Source organism: Nocardiopsis dassonvillei subsp. dassonvillei DSM 43111, from assembly GCF_000092985.1.
Lineage (GTDB): Bacteria > Actinomycetota > Actinomycetes > Streptosporangiales > Streptosporangiaceae > Nocardiopsis > Nocardiopsis dassonvillei.
The window spans coordinates 152,271-166,269 of the sequence record NC_014210.1; the positions used below are offsets into that span (position 1 = coordinate 152,271).

Here is a 13,999-nt window from a genome sequence, read left to right on the forward strand (position 1 = left end):
CTCGCGTGTTGGGTTCGTTGGGTAGGTGAAGCACCGGCCCGGGTGGTGTGTGGAAGCAGCCCCAGGCCGGGAGGCTTTCGCGGACCCCGGCACGGTGACGGTTCTTGGTCGGATCAGGCACCGTGTCGGGGGCGAAGCTAGAAGTGGATCGGGAGCGCGCCCCCGGTCATGGCGAGCTGTTCGCGCACCCGGTCAGCGTTGGCGTTGGCCATCTCCACATCCCGGGCGCTGACCGGCAGCTCATAGGAGCAGCCGTCCCCCATCACGTCGCCCATGTCGAGGTAGACGGTCCGGTCCCCGACCTGCGCGGTCTCGGGGAGGCGGTTGTAGAGGGCGAAGGCCAGGTCTACGGCCTTCTGGTAGCGGTCATCGGAGGGGAACCAGGCCCGGTAGATGCCGACCTGCGCGGCAGTGGCCTCTTCGAAGAGGACCTTGGCGTTGAGCTTGCGGGCCACGTAGTCGCACCACCAGATGTGGAACGCGCCCAGGGTGTCGTAGCCGGTGCGCACCCAGGCCGCGATCTGCTCAGTGGAGACCGAACCCGGGGCGTCCGTGGGCATCGGGGAGACGTTGAGCGCGACCGCCATCTCTCCCCGGGGGATCAGCGGCAGGCGACCCTGCGCGGGAATGGTCGGAGCGGAGACGGCAGCAGGGGCGGTAGCAACAGGCGCCATGAGAACTCCTTGAAGTGGCTTGAGCCAGTAGTGGCTTAAGCCAGTAGAGCACACCTGTTGAGAGTGGTCAAGCTACTGGCTTGAGCCAGCTTGTACGCTGGGTGTATGACACCGACCGAGGAACCTCTTCTGCCGAGTCGCCGCATAGCGAACGACTTGCGCGACTCCATCACCAGCGGTGCGCTGGAACCCGGCGAGAAGCTGCCGTCCGAACGTGAACTGGCCCAGAGGTACGGGGCAGCGCGCAATACGGCCCGAGAGGCCATGCGCCTACTCGCTGACGAAGGGCTGGTGGACGCCCAGCACGGGCGGGGCGTCTTCGTGCGCGCCAAGCGGCAGCTCTTCCGGTTCGGCAGCGAGCGCTACTCGCGACGGCTGCGCGAAGAGACCGGCCTGTCCCCCTACCGCGCCGAACTCGCGCGCCAGGGCATGGCCGCACGCGTTGACTGCACCTCCATCGAGCGGGTAGACCCGCCCGGCCGAGTGAGGGAACGACTCGGGCTTGCCGACGACGCACAGGTGATCCGCCGGGAGAACTGGTACTACGCGGACGAGGCACCCGTGCAGCTCGGAATCACCTACATCCCCGTGGAGATTGCCGGGGATACCGTGCTGGCCAACTCCGCCAACATGGGCAAGGGCAGTCTCTACGCGCGCTTCGAGGAGCGAGGCCACGCGATCACTCGAGTGCGCGAGGAGATCTGCGCGCGGATGCCGACTCGGGATGAGGTCAAAGGTCTGTCGATCCCTGACGGTGTGCCGGTCATCGACGTTCTCCACACGGGAATTGACCAGGAGGGCACGCCCTTCGAGGTCACCAACTTCATCATGCGCGCGGACTTCGCAGCGTTGGACTACAACATGCCGGTGGAGGACTGAGAGGCGATGCGTGATGAGGTGGAAGTCCGGCCACGCGCAGAGCAGGACCTAGACGCCTGTGCTCGCTTGCTGGTGGAGGTTCACGAGCGGGACGGCTACCCCGTGGAAGGCGTTGCCGACCCCCGAGGGTGGCTGGAACTCGACGACAGTGGACGGGCATGGGTCGCGCTAACCGAAGGGGCGGTAGCCGGACACGTCAGCCTCAGCCGCAACAGCAGTGATGACGCCGTGAAGCTGTGGAGGGCTCAGAACAGCGGCAGACAGGAAGCTGTGGCATCAGTCGGCCGGTTGTTCGTCTCCCCGGCTGCGCGAGGGCAAGGAGCCGCACAGGCGTTGATGAGGCGGGCCATGGAGTTCGGCCGAGGGCAGGGGTGGCAACTCGTCTTGGACGTGATGGAGAAGGACCAGGCCGCGATGCGTCTCTACGAGCGTCTGGGATGGGTGTGCATTGGGGAGATCACCCACCGGTTCGGAGAGGGACAGGAGATGCCGGGTCGGGCTTATGCCCTGACCTGTTGAAGGTTTCCTTACTTCCTCAAGCCCGCACCTGCGGTGCGGGAGGCCCCGGGTGGGGTCGGTGGCGTTCAGACTTTAGGCACCTCTCCGGGGCGGGGCCCTCCTGAACCACCACCAGGGGGCCGGAGGGGGACAACGGGGTGAGGGGGCGAGCCCCCTCCCCATTGGCGGGCCAGCCTAATGGCCCCCTGGCGGCGGTCCAGCCCACCCCGGACAGGACACCGCCCAAAGTCTGCCCACCACCTTCGGGCCCAGGGGAAGCCGCGGGAAGGGACGGGGGTGGGGTGGGGAAGAAGGGGCGTGGGGGTGGGGCCTGGTTCCTTTGCTGATACGACCCGGACGGGTCGAAGCGCGAAGCGGACGAGGCAGGCCGGGCCGGAGGTGACGGGGCGAACGCGAGAGTCAGGACGCGGGGCCGGCGGGGTGTTTCAGGGGACGGGCGCGAGGACCAGGGCGTGGGGCACGCGGGTGTCGCGGGGCATGAACCACCGGGGGTTCTCTCCGGTGGATCAGTGCGAGCGTTTTGATGTACCGAGCAACCAAGAGTGCGCAAGCGCGGTTGCTGGACACCCTGACGGGTGTCCGGCGGTAGGCGCGCCGCGTCCGCGCTCGCCTGCGTCCCGCGCGGCGCGTCCTCGCGCGCCCCGCCGTGCCCAAGAGGACGGGCACGGCGTTCGTCCCAGGGGGTCGAACCAAGGGCAGCAAAAGTCCAGGGACCAAGAGGTGGACTGGACCGACAAGACGGCAAAGCCGGGGCGTGCGGGCTCCAGAGAACCAGGCCAGGGCAGCGGGTGACGGGCGTAGGACACCAGGAAGCAGAGCCTCAGAGGAACGAAGAAGGCAGAGATGAAATTACTAGAAAAAGCGTAAATGTTGGTAGCTTTCCTCTATTTATAATTTTCCTACGGTGTTCCATGCTGATTTTTCTATGCGGCCCTGTTCTTTGCTGCGTTAATTAGGTTTCTGCAGTGAGGCCAGGTTGTTCTGTCCTTTTCTTTGTCTAGCTTTGACATGAACTCTTCTGCCTTCCCCGAAAGGCGCCTGAGTGAAGGCGCCCAGAGGTCCAAGACTACCTTCCTCTTTATGTACCTCTTTTCGCAGTAGAAACCCATTATGTCAATAGTGGAGAGTGCCTTGTTTGCCAGCGCGTGCTGGTCATCTGAAAGAGTGTCGATGCTTTCGTTTTTCTTGTCAAGGTCTATTAGTATCTTGCGCCCCTGTTGGTTTTCAATGCTTGTCATCTGGTCGTGTATTTTGATCAATAGATCTCTTTTGTTTACATGGCGACCGTGAAGAAATGTTGTCAAGAAAGATGCGATGGCAAAAAAGAATCCAGCCACGCCCAGGAATTCAGTGAGGGCCATATTTATTTTCCTTTTCTAGTTTTCAGTGGATGTATCCTATCCGGCTTTCTGCTCGCGCGCTCCGGCCAGCCCTCTGTGACGGCGCACAACGGGCGCACACGGGGGCGGGCAGAGCCGAGAAACACCGAGAACCCGCGAGATGCGAAATCGCAGCTCAAACGGGTTCTCGGTGTTTAGGTGCAGGTAGACCGGACACCGCAATGGGTTGTACGACAACCGCATCGCCAAGCTGGAGGCCGAGGCCTGACGCGCGCGGACCGCCGGGGCGGGAGCGCCTCCGGCCCCGCCGACGGCCGCGTCCGCCGGGCACGGGAACCGCGGGGCGGTACGGGACGTCATAGGGAGTGACCACACCGGCGCTTCCCGTCCGAAGGGACACCAACATGCGTTCCGCTGCCCCCGCCGCCGCGCTCCTGGCGGCCACCGCGTTCTGGCTGACCGGATGCTCGGTCGGTATCCCCGGGACCGACCAGGAGGTCTCCGTGGACCCCGACGGCGTGTCCGTCGGCAGTGAGGACGGAGAGGTCTCCGTGGACTCCAACGGCGACGTCTCGGTCGGCAACCAGGACGGCGACGTCACCCTCGACGAGGGCGGCGGCATCTCCGTGGACAGCGAGACCGGCGACCTCACCATCGCCACGGTCGAGGGCAGCGTCACCGAGGAGTGCGACGGCCAGAACGTCAACGTGACCGCCAGCGGGGCCGAGGTCGTCCTCAACGGCCAGTGCGGCGAGGTCTCCATCCTGGGCAACGAGCTGACGGTGCACATCGGCAGCGCCGACTCCATCCGCGTGACCGGCGCCGACAACACCGTCCACCACGCCGAGGGCGAGCCCTCCGTCACCGACATCGGCCTCAACAACACCGTCTCCGCGGGCGGCGAAGCGACCGCCTGACCGCGTCCCTCCGCGTCCGGCGTCCACCCGGCCCCGCCGTACCGGGCCCGGCCGCCCGGCCTCCGCGCCTGGCGGGCCTGCCCCGAACTGTCCCCGCCCTGGCCTAGGCTCGGTTGGCATGGGCATGGACAGTTCCGCCGAGGCGCCGCAACCGGTACGCGTCGTCCTCAACGCCGTCGGCCAATGGATCGGCCGCCTGGGCCGCATCTGGGTCGAGGGCCAGATCGCCGAGCTGAACCGGCGCGGCCGCATGGCCTACATCACACTGCGCGACCCCGTCGCCAACGTGTCGGTGCGCGTGGTCTGCCAGACCTCGGTCCTGGACGCGCAGAGCCCGCCCCCCGAACCCGGTGCGCGCGTGGTCGTGCACGCCAAGCCCGACTTCTACGAGGTCCGCGGCACCTTCTCGCTGCGCGCCCTGGAGATCCGCCACGTCGGCCTGGGCGAGCTGCTGGCCCGGCTCGAACAGCTGCGCCGCACCCTGACCGCCGAGGGGCTCTTCGACGCCGCGCGCAAGCGCCCCCTGCCCTTCCTGCCCAATACGGTCGGGCTCATCTGCGGACGCGACTCCGCCGCCGAGCGCGACGTGCTGGAGAACGGGCGCCGCCGCTGGCCCGCCGTGCGCTTCGAGGTGCGCCCGGTCGCCGTCCAGGGGGACCGGGCCGTGCGCGAGGTGACGGAGGCGCTCAAGGACCTGGACTCGCACCCCGACGTCGACGTCATCGTCATCGCCCGGGGCGGCGGTTCCCTGGAGGACCTGCTGCCCTTCTCCGACGAGGCCCTCGTGCGCGCCGTCGCCTCCGCGGGCACTCCCGTGGTGAGCGCGATCGGCCACGAACAGGACGCCCCGCTGCTCGACCACGTCGCCGACGTGCGCGCCTCCACCCCCACCGACGCCGCCAAGAAGACGATCCCCGACGTCGGCGAGCAGCTGGAGATCATCCGCCAGCTCCGCGACCGGGGCCGCCGGGTGCTGCGGGGCGGCGTGGAGCGCGAACTCGCCTGGCTGGAGGGCGTGCGCTCGCGTCCGGCGCTCGCCAGCCCGGTGCGCGAGGTCGACCGGCTCGCCGAGCAGGTCGCGGACCTGCGCGACCGGGCCCGCCGGAGCCTGACCGTGTCGCTGGACCGGTCCGCCGACGGCCTCGGCCACACCCGGGCGCGCCTGCACGCCCTGTCCCCGGCGACCACGCTCGCGCGCGGTTACGCGATCGTGCAGCGCGAGGACGGGTCGGTGGTGCGCTCGGCCCGTGAACCGGACGCGGGGGAGTCCCTGCGCGTACGGTTCGCCGAGGACAGCCTGACCGCGACCGTGGAGTCAGTCCACACCGAAGACACCTCCGAGGAGGGGTAGGAGATGGCAGCCAAGGGCGCCAAGACCCGTGAAGAGGGCACCGCCGAGCCCGAGCTCAGCTACGAGGAGAGCCGGGAGGAGCTCAACAACGTCGTCCGGCAGCTGGAGTCGGGCGGACTCAGCCTGAAGGACTCGCTGGCCCTGTGGGAGCGCGGCGAGGAACTGGCCCGCGTGTGCGAGCAGTGGCTGGAGGGGGCCCGCGCCAAGCTGGCCGCCGCCATGGACGAGCGGCGGGGGGACGAACCGGGGGACGGCGACACGCCCTTCTGAAGCTCGGGGCCACGCCTGTCGGCCCGCGTCCTGCGGCTCGCGGCTACCTGCGGCCGTTCAGCTGGTCGCCCAGGTCGCGGATGTTGCCGGGCAGGCCCCGGAACACCCCGATCACCAGGACCAGCGCCGTACCCAGGAACAGCCAGGGGGCGACCTCGGCCAGCCGTGACGCCAGCCCCAGGAGCAGCACCCGGGCGAACCCCTCGCTGCCCAGGGCCAGCACGCTCTCCGCGGCGACCATGGCGACGAAGAACGCGATGGGCGGGCTGACCGACAGCGACAGCAGGTCGCTGGGCCGGACCAGGAACGCGCCGAGCACGCAGGCGAGGGTGAAGGCCACGCCCGGGGCCGCGGGGGTGCCCGCCCACTGCGCGATCATGGCCCCGGCGAAGCTGAACACGACGATGGCCAGCACACCGCCGCGTCCGGTCAGGCGGGGCGGGGCCCCGGGGACGTTCTCCTTCGGCCTGGGCACCGGACGCTCCCTCTTCCTGACATGCGGCACGTCCCTGACGCGGCCGTCGGGCCGCACGAAGTACGGTGCGCGCCCGCGTTCGGGGCCGTCCGCCTTCCGCGGGGGCATAGCCGTCCGCCTCCCCAGTGTGTTGCTCACGGTGTTTAGTGTGTCACTTCTCGTGAATGTTCGGTGTCTTTTCCACGGATCGTGTCGCCCTTCCGGCTACTTGTCCCATCCGCGACGAACACGCCTTCCTCCCCGTTGGACACCGGCTTGGGCCACTGCGGTTCCGAGGTTTCGCGAACAACGTCCGTTCCGTTCCCCTGCCCGCCCGAGTCCGGCCCACTCCGCTCCCGCGCGGCCGATCCGGCGCCGCCCGGGTCCGACAGCTCGGGCGCCGCCACCGCGCGCGGACGCTCCTCCACGCCCACCGGCCGGTCCAGCTCGCCGTCCACCAGCCCCAGCTCCCCGAACCGGCGGGCCGTCACCAGCACCCGGCTCTCCAGCGACCCCACGGTCTGGTTGTAGGCGCTCACCGTCCGGGTCAGGGCCCGGCCCAGTCCCTCCACGTGCCCGCCGAGGGTGCCCAGCCGCTCGTGCAGCTGCTTGCCCAGGTCGAACACGGCCCGCGCGTTCTCGCTCAGCGCCTCCTGCTGCCAGGCGTACTGCGCCGTCCGCAGCAGCGAGATCAGCGTCGTCGGCGTCGCGATGTGCACCCGCCGCCCCATCGCGTACTCCAGCAGCTCCGGGTCGTACTCCAGGGCCGGGGCCAGGAACGCCTCCCCGGGGATGAACAGCACCACGAACTCCGGCGCCGGGGTGAACGCCGACCAGTACGCCTTGGCCGCCAGCTGGTCCACGTGCGTGCGCAGGTGCCTGGCGTGCACGCGCAGGTGCCGCGCGGCCTCCTCCGCGCCCGCCTCCACGGCGTCCAGGTAGGCCGCCAGCGGGACCTTGGAGTCCACCACGATGTTCTTGCCGCCCGCCAGGCGCACCACCATGTCCGGGCGCCGCGACCCGTCGCGCGTGGCGGCCTGCTCCTCGAAGTCGCAGTGCGAGCCCATCCCCGCCAGTTCCGCCACCCTGCGCAGCTGGAGCTCGCCCCACCGGCCGCGCGCCTCGGGCCGTCGCAGCGCCGTCACCAGCGACTGCGTCTGGTCGCGCAGCCGCTCCGAGCCCTCGCGCACGTACTCGACCTGCTTGGCCAGCTCCGCGTGGGCCGCCGCGCGCCCCGCGTCGGCCTCCCTCAGCTGGCGCTCCACCCGGTCCAGGGTCCGCGTGAGCGGCTCGACCATGCGCTCCACCGCGCGGCGCCGCTCGTCCAGGTCACCCCCGGCCTCGGCGCTGACCGCGCGCAGCCGCCCCTCCGCCAGTTCCATGAAGCGCTGGTTGGTCTGGTCCAGGGCCTGCGCGGACAGGGCGCGGAACCGGTCGGCCAGCTGTTCCTCCACGTAGGCCGCCCGCTCCTGGGCCGCGCGGGCGTCGGCCCGCGTCTCGGCCTCCCGGCCGCGGGCCAGGATCCAGCCCACGGCGGTACCGACCGCCAGACCGATCAGGAGCATGAGTACGAGTGCGAGGCCGTCCATGGCCGTCTATGGTGTCAGGCCGCGCCGTCGCGCGGCTCTCCGCCACGCAGGACATCGGTGAGCAGACCCGCCAAGTCCGGCATGTCCGCCGGCCCCGGAACCCGCCGGGGCCCGACACGGGAACGCGGACCCCGCAGGTGCGCGGTTCCAGAGGGGAGCGGGGGCGCGCGCGAGGCCGCTTCCGGACATCCACTTCCCTTGTGCAAAAGTTTTCGAGAACCTGAGGTCTCCGTCCGGGGCCGGACCACCTCTCACCGGTTCCCGCACCCTGGCAGTCCCTCACTTCCCCAGGAGGCCCGCTCCCATGAGACTGGAGACCTACACCCGCGGCACCGGAGACCTCACCGTGCTCCTCGTCCACGGATCCATGGCCACCCACGAGACCTGGCACGCCGTCGAGGACGCGCTGGTCGAACGCGGCCGCCGCGTGGTCAGCGTCGACATGCGCGGCCACGGCGACAGCCCGCGCGGCTCCTACTCCGTGGCGGCGCTCGGCGACGACCTGGCGGACTCCCTGCCCGCCGGAGCGGACCTGGCCATCGGCCACTCCATGGGCGCGGTGGCGCTCTCCCTCGCGGTGGAGAGGCTGCGCCCGGCCCGCGCGGTGTACGTGGACCCGGCCTTCCGCCTGCCCCCCATGCACGCCGACGCGGGCGAGCGCGTGCGCCGCGTCTTCGTCACCGCCGACGCCACGCGCGTGCGCCAGAGCAACCCCAGGTGGACCGACGACGACGTCGAGAGGGAGGTCAGGGGCTTCGCCGCCTTCGACCCGGAGTTCTTCGACTTCGTCGCCGAGGAGATCGCCGGGCGCGACTTCCTCCCCGGCGAACCGGTCGTGCCCTCCCTCGTCCTGCGCGCGGGCGACAGCGTCACCGTCACGCCCCAGACCGCGGAGGAGCTGACCGGGCGCGGCTTCACCGTCCGGGTCGTGGAGGGCGCCGGGCACTGCGTCCACCGCGACGACCTGCCCGGGTTCCTCGCCGCGCTGGAGGGCTGGCTCTAGGGGTCCGGGTTCCCGCGGGAGCCGGGGCGGCAGGACTCCAGCGCCCTGCGCCAGCCGCGCACCGAGGGCCAGAACTCCTCCGGCACCGGCTCCGGCGTGAACAGCCACATCCGCTCCCAGGCGGGGGAGGCCCGGCCCGAGATCTCCGGGCGCGGCTCGTAGGGCGGCGGCCCGCTCACCGGGTACCAGGTGTACTCCAGCGGGTCGAGCAGCGCCATGAGCCGCTCCTCCACGCCCCGGTCGGGCCGCACCTTCACCAGCATCCACGGCCGGTACCGGCGCAGCACCTCCAGACCTCCGGCGACCACGTCCGGCTCCGTGCCGACCGTGTCGATCTTGAGCACGGTCGGGAAGGCCGACGCGTCCTCGTTCCACCGCGCCAGGGTGGTCACCTCCACGGCGATGTGCGACAGGTCGGCGCGCGCCGAGTGCACGAGCGTGTTGCACATGTCGTTGTGCCGGGCCCGCCGCAGGTGCGCGGTGCCGGTGTGGTTGCTCAGCGCCAGTTCCACCACGGTGAAGCCCAGGTCCGCCGAGGAGGACACCACCCGGGCCGCCGCCGCCACCTCCGGGGTGGGCTCGAACGCGAACACCGGGCGGCGTGTGCGCGCGGCGGCCAGCAGCGAGTACACCCCCACCCCGGAGCCCACGTCGAACACCGCTCCGGGGCGGGTGTGGTCGAGCATCGCCATGAAGCAGGCCAGGCTGTCGGGCTCGTGCCGGGCCAGCCCGAAGGCGGCCAGCCGCCGAGGAACGGTGAGGTCGCCGGGCAGCCGCAGGGTGAGGCCGTCCGGGCCGACGCGGCGCGTGTCCGAGTCCAGGCGGGGCAGGGAGAAGGCCACCTCGCGGGTCCACGGCGGAACCCGGTCCGGGTCCAGCCCGCCCAGCCGTCTGGGCAGCCGGACGCGGATCTTGCGGGTCGCGAAGCGCACGAGCGGGTAGCGGCGCACGAGCGCCCTCAGTTGGTCGGTGACCACGGTTGTCTCCCCCCAGGAAAGGTGCTGCGACGGCGGCGCCGGTGCACGGCGTCAGCCGTGTGCCCGGGCGCCTTCGTCCGACGCGGTCCGGGGCCGGTCCCTCCCACCGGCCGCCGTACCGCGCGCCTGCCGTGTCAGCGGCGGTGTGTCGGTCCAGGTCCGGGAGGCGGAGCCGTGCGTGCGACGGGTGGCCCGCGCACCGGACGGCCGCCGCCCCGGTTCCCGGCAGCGTTTGTCGAACCTACTGTGGGTAGCTTCTCCTGTGCACTGCGTTTCGGTGATTGGCCCTGTTTTCCCGCTCGGGCACCGCACGCGGACCCGCGCCCCGTCTTCTGCCCCGCCGTCCGCTGCGGGGGCCGCCCCGTTGACCGGCGCGGTTCGGCAATGGTGAGGTTTCCGGCCGCGGGCGGGGAACCGGCGACCCGGACGCGGCGGGACCGCCCACCCGCGGGTCCGCATAGACTCTGACCTTGTGAGTCTGTCTATCGGGATCGTCGGCCTGCCCAACGTCGGCAAGTCCACCCTCTTCAACGCGCTGACCAAGAACGACGCCCTGGCCGCGAACTACCCGTTCGCGACCATCGAGCCCAACGTCGGGGTCGTGGGCGTTCCCGACGCCCGGCTCGGCAAGCTGGCCGAGATCTTCGGCTCGGCGAAGGTCATTCCGGCGACGGTGGACTTCGTCGACATCGCGGGCATCGTGCGCGGCGCCTCCACGGGTGAGGGCCTGGGCAACAAGTTCCTGGCCAACATCCGCGAGAGCGACGCCATCTGCCAGGTGATCCGGGCCTTCGACGACCCCGACGTCACGCACGTCGACGGCGACGTCGAGCCCTCCCGCGACATCGAGACCATCAACACCGAGCTGATCCTGGCCGACCTCCAGACCCTGGAGAAGGCGCTTCCCCGCCTGGAGAAGGACGCCAAGCGCAACGCCAAGGACAAGGACGCCCAGGAGCTGCTCCAGGCCGCCCGCGACGCGCAGCAGGTCCTCGACGGCGGCACCTCGCTGTCCGCGGCCGAGGGCGTGGACCTGGACCGGCTGCGCGAGCTGAGCCTGCTCACGGTCAAGCCGTTCATCTACGTGTTCAACCTCGACACCGACGAGCTGGCCGACGGGGCGCTGCGCACCAAGCTCCAGGACCTCGTCGCCCCGGCCGAGGCGATCTTCCTGGACGCCAAGATCGAGGCGGAACTGGCCGAGCTGGACGAGGACGAGGCGCAGGAGCTGCTGGAGTCCATGGGCCAGACCGAGTCGGGCCTGGCCCAGCTCGCCCGGGTCGGCTTCGCCACCCTGGGCCTGCAGACCTACCTGACCGCCGGGCCCAAGGAGGCCCGCGCCTGGACGATCCGCAAGGGCGCCACCGCCCCCGAGGCCGCCGGAGTCATCCACACCGACTTCCAGCGCGGCTTCATCAAGGCCGAGGTGGTCTCCTTCGACGACCTGGTCGCCGCGGGCGACATGCAGACCGCCCGCGCGGCGGGCAAGGTCCGCATGGAGGGCAAGGAGTACGTGATGGCCGACGGAGACGTCGTGGAGTTCCGCTTCAACGTCTGACCGAGCCGACGACGAGGGGCCGTGGGAACGCGCCGAGCGCGCGTCCCCGCGGCCCCTCAGCGTGTCCCGGGTCCGGGATCCCTCCGGCCGGCCCGGACGGGGGTCAGCCGGCGCCGCCCTCCTCGCGCAAGCGCGGTTCGACGCGCCGCTCCGGGCTGTGCCCCGCCTTGTCGGCGTAGAAGGCGCGGACGCGGCCCATGTCCTCCGCGACGTCGCCGGTCAGTTCGAAGGTCGGTCCGAGCCCGGTGGTCATCGTGGTGCGGTCGACGAAACCGAGCGTCACGGGCATCCCCGTCTCGCGGGCGATGCGGTAGAAGCCGGACTTCCAGTGCGTGTGCGCCCCGCGGGTGCCGTCGGGGGTGATGACCAGGCCGAAGGTCTCGCCGGACCGCACACGCCGGACGACGTCGTCGACGACCCGGCCGGGATTCGCGCGATCGACGGGGATTCCACCGAGCGCGCGCATGATCGGGCCGCGCCAGCCCGTGAACAGGCTCTGTTTGCCCAGCCAGTGCAGCTCCAGCCCCAGGCGCCAGGAGATGGCGAGCATGAGCACGAAATCCCAGTTGGAGGTGTGCGGGGCACCGATCAGCACGGTGGGCCGTTCGGGCTTGGGTTCGGTGGTCAGCTTCCACCGGCTGAGGGACCAGAACACCCGGGCTGCGAGGTATCGGAGCATGCCGCCAATCTAGGGCACGCTCCCGGGCTCACACGGCGGATCCGTGCTCGGGGCCGGATCGGCCCGAAACCGTGGGGGGAGCGCGGCCGGGAGGCGGCGGCCGCTTCGCCCGGTGCGAGGAGATCCCGGTTACATCCCGTCAACGGTTTCCCGGACCGCGGGGACACATCTTGCTGCCTTCGAGGGAACTAATCCCTTTCCGGTCCGACCATAATTGCGGCGAAGTGTGTGGCCGCAGCAGGAGTTAGTGCAACCCTTGCCGTATTGTGCCCGTTTTGGGAAGTTAAGCCCATGTGCGCAATGTGCGGTTGGCGGGGAAACGCGGAGTCACCAAGGACGCTCCCAACCCGCACAATGCCTCACTATAGGGATGGGGTAGACAAGGGCATGGCGGAGACGCCGTCCGGAGCGGGCGGCACGGACCTGTGTGCAGGAGGCGGGGATGGCGAAGGCGTCGCGGCGCGGTGCCGCCGCGGGTGAGCCGGACGACGGCGGTGCGGGGCTCGACGCCCCCCGCGCCCGACGGCCCCGGGCCGGAGCCGGAGGGCGCTGGTGGGTCGGTGTGGGCCGCGCCGTCCTGTGGGCCTTCATCATCGTGGTCGTCTTCAACGGCATCTGGTTCCCGCTGCGCGGCGGGTTCGCCCTTCCCGACACCTCCGAGGAGCCCGAGCAGAGCGACACCGTGACCTATCCGGAGACCGCCGCCGCGGCCTTCGGCATGCGGTTCGCCGAGGCCTACCTCGACACCGCCGACCCCGAGGCGCGCCTGTCCGACCTGGCGGCGTACGTCCCCGAGGGGGAGGCCGCCGCCCTGGACGTCCCCGCCGACAGCCTCACCGGCGACAACCTCACGGTGGTCGCCGTGCACGTGGAGGACGACCACAACGGCCTCGTCGTCGTGCGGGCCGACGTCAACGGCCAGCCCATGCGCCTGGACGTGCCGGTCTACGCCGACGGGGAGTCCCTGGTGGTCTCGGGCAACCCGGCGCTGCTGGCCGCGCCGACGCAGGCCGGCCTGCCCGAGGGGTCGGCCTTCGAGACCGACCCGGAGGCCGAGGAGCAGCTCGGGGAGGTGCTGTCCGGCTTCTTCGAGGCCTACGCGGGGGAACCGGCGCACCTGGAGCGCTATGTGGAACCGGGCGTCACCATCGCCCCGCTTCCGGAGAACAGCCTGGAATTTGGTGAACTGTCCGATATCACGGTGCCAACGCGGGCCTCGACCGGGAATGATGACGTACGACAGGTAGCGGCCACCGTCCGGTGGAACGTCCCGGCCTCCGACGGGACCGACACCGGGCAGATCACGCAGAACTACCTGGTCACCGTCGTGGACTCGGGCAGCGAGTGGCACGTGCGTGACATCCAGGGAGCCCCGCGCTCGTTCGGCGGTTGACGGGGCCTGTAGGCAAGGAGAAGAGAAGGACCATGCGCACACCAGAAACGACACCGGGGGGCGGCGCCTGACATGCTCCCCCTGCTGTCCTCCACACCGGACGTGTTCCACGCCGCCGGAGGTGCCGACCTGCTCTTCCTCGCGGCGCAGACCACCGAGAACGCCCCCGACACCGGTGGCCTCGCCGACTTCCTGAGGGGCTTCTTCGGACCCCTCTTCCTCGTCATCGTCTCCATCGTGGCGGTGTTCTTCCTGTTCACGAGGGAGATCACGAGGTTCGCGCAGTTCATCATCCTGGCGATCTTCATCGGGATCGTGTTCTACGTCCCCGGCATCATCGAGGTCATCGCCGTGGCGCTCGCCCGAGCGATGGGCGTATCGACCGAATAGGCGAGG

General features: G+C 70.3%; 15 protein-coding genes. 9 read left to right on the forward strand and 6 right to left on the reverse strand.

The window, feature by feature from the left end:
- Positions 1 to 137: 137 nt before the first annotated feature.
- Positions 138 to 674, reverse strand: coding sequence for a hypothetical protein (locus NDAS_RS00625; protein WP_013151180.1), 537 nt, complete (start codon positions 672 to 674; stop codon positions 138 to 140).
- Positions 675 to 779: 105 nt separating this feature from the next.
- Here NDAS_RS00625 and NDAS_RS00630 point away from each other — a divergent pair, with 105 nt between their 5' ends.
- Together NDAS_RS00630 and NDAS_RS27720 are read left to right on the forward strand one after the other, a co-directional pair.
- Positions 780 to 1,553, forward strand: coding sequence for a GntR family transcriptional regulator (locus NDAS_RS00630; protein ID WP_013151181.1), 774 nt, complete (start codon positions 780 to 782; stop codon positions 1,551 to 1,553).
- 6 nt (positions 1,554 to 1,559) lie between these two features.
- A complete protein-coding gene (locus NDAS_RS27720; protein ID WP_013151182.1) occupies positions 1,560 to 2,072 on the forward strand; it encodes a GNAT family N-acetyltransferase in 513 nt (170 codons plus the stop codon).
- Between the two features lie 923 nt (positions 2,073 to 2,995).
- Here the strand turns inward: NDAS_RS27720 and NDAS_RS28435 are convergent.
- Positions 2,996 to 3,433: a hypothetical protein gene (locus tag NDAS_RS28435; RefSeq protein WP_126625036.1), complete on the reverse strand. Its 438-nt coding sequence runs from the start codon at positions 3,431 to 3,433 to the stop codon at positions 2,996 to 2,998.
- A gap of 383 nt (positions 3,434 to 3,816) precedes the next feature.
- On the opposite strand from NDAS_RS28435, the gene NDAS_RS00640 reads away from it, so the two are divergent.
- The 3 genes from NDAS_RS00640 to NDAS_RS00650 all read left to right on the forward strand — a co-directional run bounded on the left by NDAS_RS00640 (position 3,817) and on the right by NDAS_RS00650 (position 5,950).
- Positions 3,817 to 4,329 carry a DUF3060 domain-containing protein gene (locus NDAS_RS00640; protein ID WP_013151183.1) on the forward strand — a complete coding sequence of 171 codons (513 nt, stop codon included), beginning with the start codon at positions 3,817 to 3,819 and terminating at the stop codon, positions 4,327 to 4,329.
- Positions 4,330 to 4,447: 118 nt separating this feature from the next.
- Complete coding sequence (gene xseA / locus NDAS_RS00645) at positions 4,448 to 5,680, forward strand: exodeoxyribonuclease VII large subunit (RefSeq protein ID WP_013151184.1); 1,233 nt, start codon at positions 4,448 to 4,450, stop codon at positions 5,678 to 5,680.
- Positions 5,681 to 5,683: 3 nt separating this feature from the next.
- A complete protein-coding gene (locus NDAS_RS00650; RefSeq protein WP_013151185.1) occupies positions 5,684 to 5,950 on the forward strand; it encodes an exodeoxyribonuclease VII small subunit in 267 nt (88 codons plus the stop codon).
- A 43-nt stretch (positions 5,951 to 5,993) separates the two neighbouring features.
- Here NDAS_RS00650 and NDAS_RS00655 read toward each other — a convergent pair whose 3' ends face one another.
- Together NDAS_RS00655 and rmuC are read right to left on the reverse strand one after the other, a co-directional pair.
- Positions 5,994 to 6,533: a DUF6542 domain-containing protein gene (locus NDAS_RS00655; protein WP_013151186.1), complete on the reverse strand. Its 540-nt coding sequence runs from the start codon at positions 6,531 to 6,533 to the stop codon at positions 5,994 to 5,996.
- Positions 6,534 to 6,568: 35 nt separating this feature from the next.
- Positions 6,569 to 7,993, reverse strand: a complete 1,425-nt coding sequence (rmuC, locus tag NDAS_RS00660) for a DNA recombination protein RmuC (protein ID WP_013151187.1) — start codon at positions 7,991 to 7,993, stop codon at positions 6,569 to 6,571.
- A gap of 304 nt (positions 7,994 to 8,297) precedes the next feature.
- Here rmuC and NDAS_RS00665 point away from each other — a divergent pair, with 304 nt between their 5' ends.
- A complete protein-coding gene (locus NDAS_RS00665) occupies positions 8,298 to 8,996 on the forward strand; it encodes an alpha/beta fold hydrolase (RefSeq protein ID WP_013151188.1) in 699 nt (232 codons plus the stop codon).
- On the opposite strand, the gene NDAS_RS00670 is transcribed toward NDAS_RS00665, so the two are convergent.
- Positions 8,993 to 9,973: an FkbM family methyltransferase gene (locus NDAS_RS00670; RefSeq protein WP_013151189.1), complete on the reverse strand. Its 981-nt coding sequence runs from the start codon at positions 9,971 to 9,973 to the stop codon at positions 8,993 to 8,995. The genes NDAS_RS00665 and NDAS_RS00670 overlap by 4 nt on opposite strands.
- 472 nt (positions 9,974 to 10,445) lie before the next feature.
- On the opposite strand from NDAS_RS00670, the gene ychF reads away from it, so the two are divergent.
- Positions 10,446 to 11,531: a redox-regulated ATPase YchF gene (ychF, locus tag NDAS_RS00675; protein ID WP_013151190.1), complete on the forward strand. Its 1,086-nt coding sequence runs from the start codon at positions 10,446 to 10,448 to the stop codon at positions 11,529 to 11,531.
- A 103-nt stretch (positions 11,532 to 11,634) separates the two neighbouring features.
- On the opposite strand, the gene NDAS_RS00680 is transcribed toward ychF, so the two are convergent.
- Complete coding sequence (locus tag NDAS_RS00680) at positions 11,635 to 12,210, reverse strand: 1-acyl-sn-glycerol-3-phosphate acyltransferase (RefSeq protein ID WP_013151191.1); 576 nt, start codon at positions 12,208 to 12,210, stop codon at positions 11,635 to 11,637.
- 442 nt (positions 12,211 to 12,652) lie between these two features.
- Here NDAS_RS00680 and NDAS_RS00685 point away from each other — a divergent pair, with 442 nt between their 5' ends.
- The gene (locus tag NDAS_RS00685; protein ID WP_013151192.1) at positions 12,653 to 13,603 is read left to right on the forward strand and encodes a conjugal transfer protein; all 951 of its coding nucleotides are present in this window, start codon (positions 12,653 to 12,655) and stop codon (positions 13,601 to 13,603) included.
- Between the two features lie 72 nt (positions 13,604 to 13,675).
- The gene (locus tag NDAS_RS00690; RefSeq protein ID WP_013151193.1) at positions 13,676 to 13,993 is read left to right on the forward strand and encodes a hypothetical protein; all 318 of its coding nucleotides are present in this window, start codon (positions 13,676 to 13,678) and stop codon (positions 13,991 to 13,993) included.
- Positions 13,994 to 13,999: the final 6 nt, after the last annotated feature.

Bases quoted from the DNA above. Each gene is read 5' to 3' on its own strand.
- NDAS_RS00665 (WP_013151188.1), top strand. From the start codon at position 8,298: ATGAGACTGGAGACCTACACCCGCGGCACCGGAGACCTCACCGTGCTC.
- xseA (WP_013151184.1), top strand. From the start codon at position 4,448: ATGGGCATGGACAGTTCCGCCGAGGCGCCGCAACCGGTACGCGTCGTC.
- NDAS_RS00640 (WP_013151183.1), top strand. From the start codon at position 3,817: ATGCGTTCCGCTGCCCCCGCCGCCGCGCTCCTGGCGGCCACCGCGTTC.
- NDAS_RS00655 (WP_013151186.1), bottom strand. From the start codon at position 6,533: ATGCCCCCGCGGAAGGCGGACGGCCCCGAACGCGGGCGCGCACCGTAC.
- NDAS_RS00690 (WP_013151193.1), top strand. From the start codon at position 13,676: ATGCTCCCCCTGCTGTCCTCCACACCGGACGTGTTCCACGCCGCCGGA.
- NDAS_RS00685 (WP_013151192.1), top strand. From the start codon at position 12,653: ATGGCGAAGGCGTCGCGGCGCGGTGCCGCCGCGGGTGAGCCGGACGAC.
- NDAS_RS00680 (WP_013151191.1), bottom strand. From the start codon at position 12,210: ATGCTCCGATACCTCGCAGCCCGGGTGTTCTGGTCCCTCAGCCGGTGG.
- NDAS_RS00630 (WP_013151181.1), top strand. From the start codon at position 780: ATGACACCGACCGAGGAACCTCTTCTGCCGAGTCGCCGCATAGCGAAC.
- NDAS_RS00625 (WP_013151180.1), bottom strand. From the start codon at position 674: ATGGCGCCTGTTGCTACCGCCCCTGCTGCCGTCTCCGCTCCGACCATT.
- rmuC (WP_013151187.1), bottom strand. From the start codon at position 7,993: ATGGACGGCCTCGCACTCGTACTCATGCTCCTGATCGGTCTGGCGGTC.
- NDAS_RS00650 (WP_013151185.1), top strand. From the start codon at position 5,684: ATGGCAGCCAAGGGCGCCAAGACCCGTGAAGAGGGCACCGCCGAGCCC.
- NDAS_RS28435 (WP_126625036.1), bottom strand. From the start codon at position 3,433: ATGGCCCTCACTGAATTCCTGGGCGTGGCTGGATTCTTTTTTGCCATC.
- NDAS_RS27720 (WP_013151182.1), top strand. From the start codon at position 1,560: ATGCGTGATGAGGTGGAAGTCCGGCCACGCGCAGAGCAGGACCTAGAC.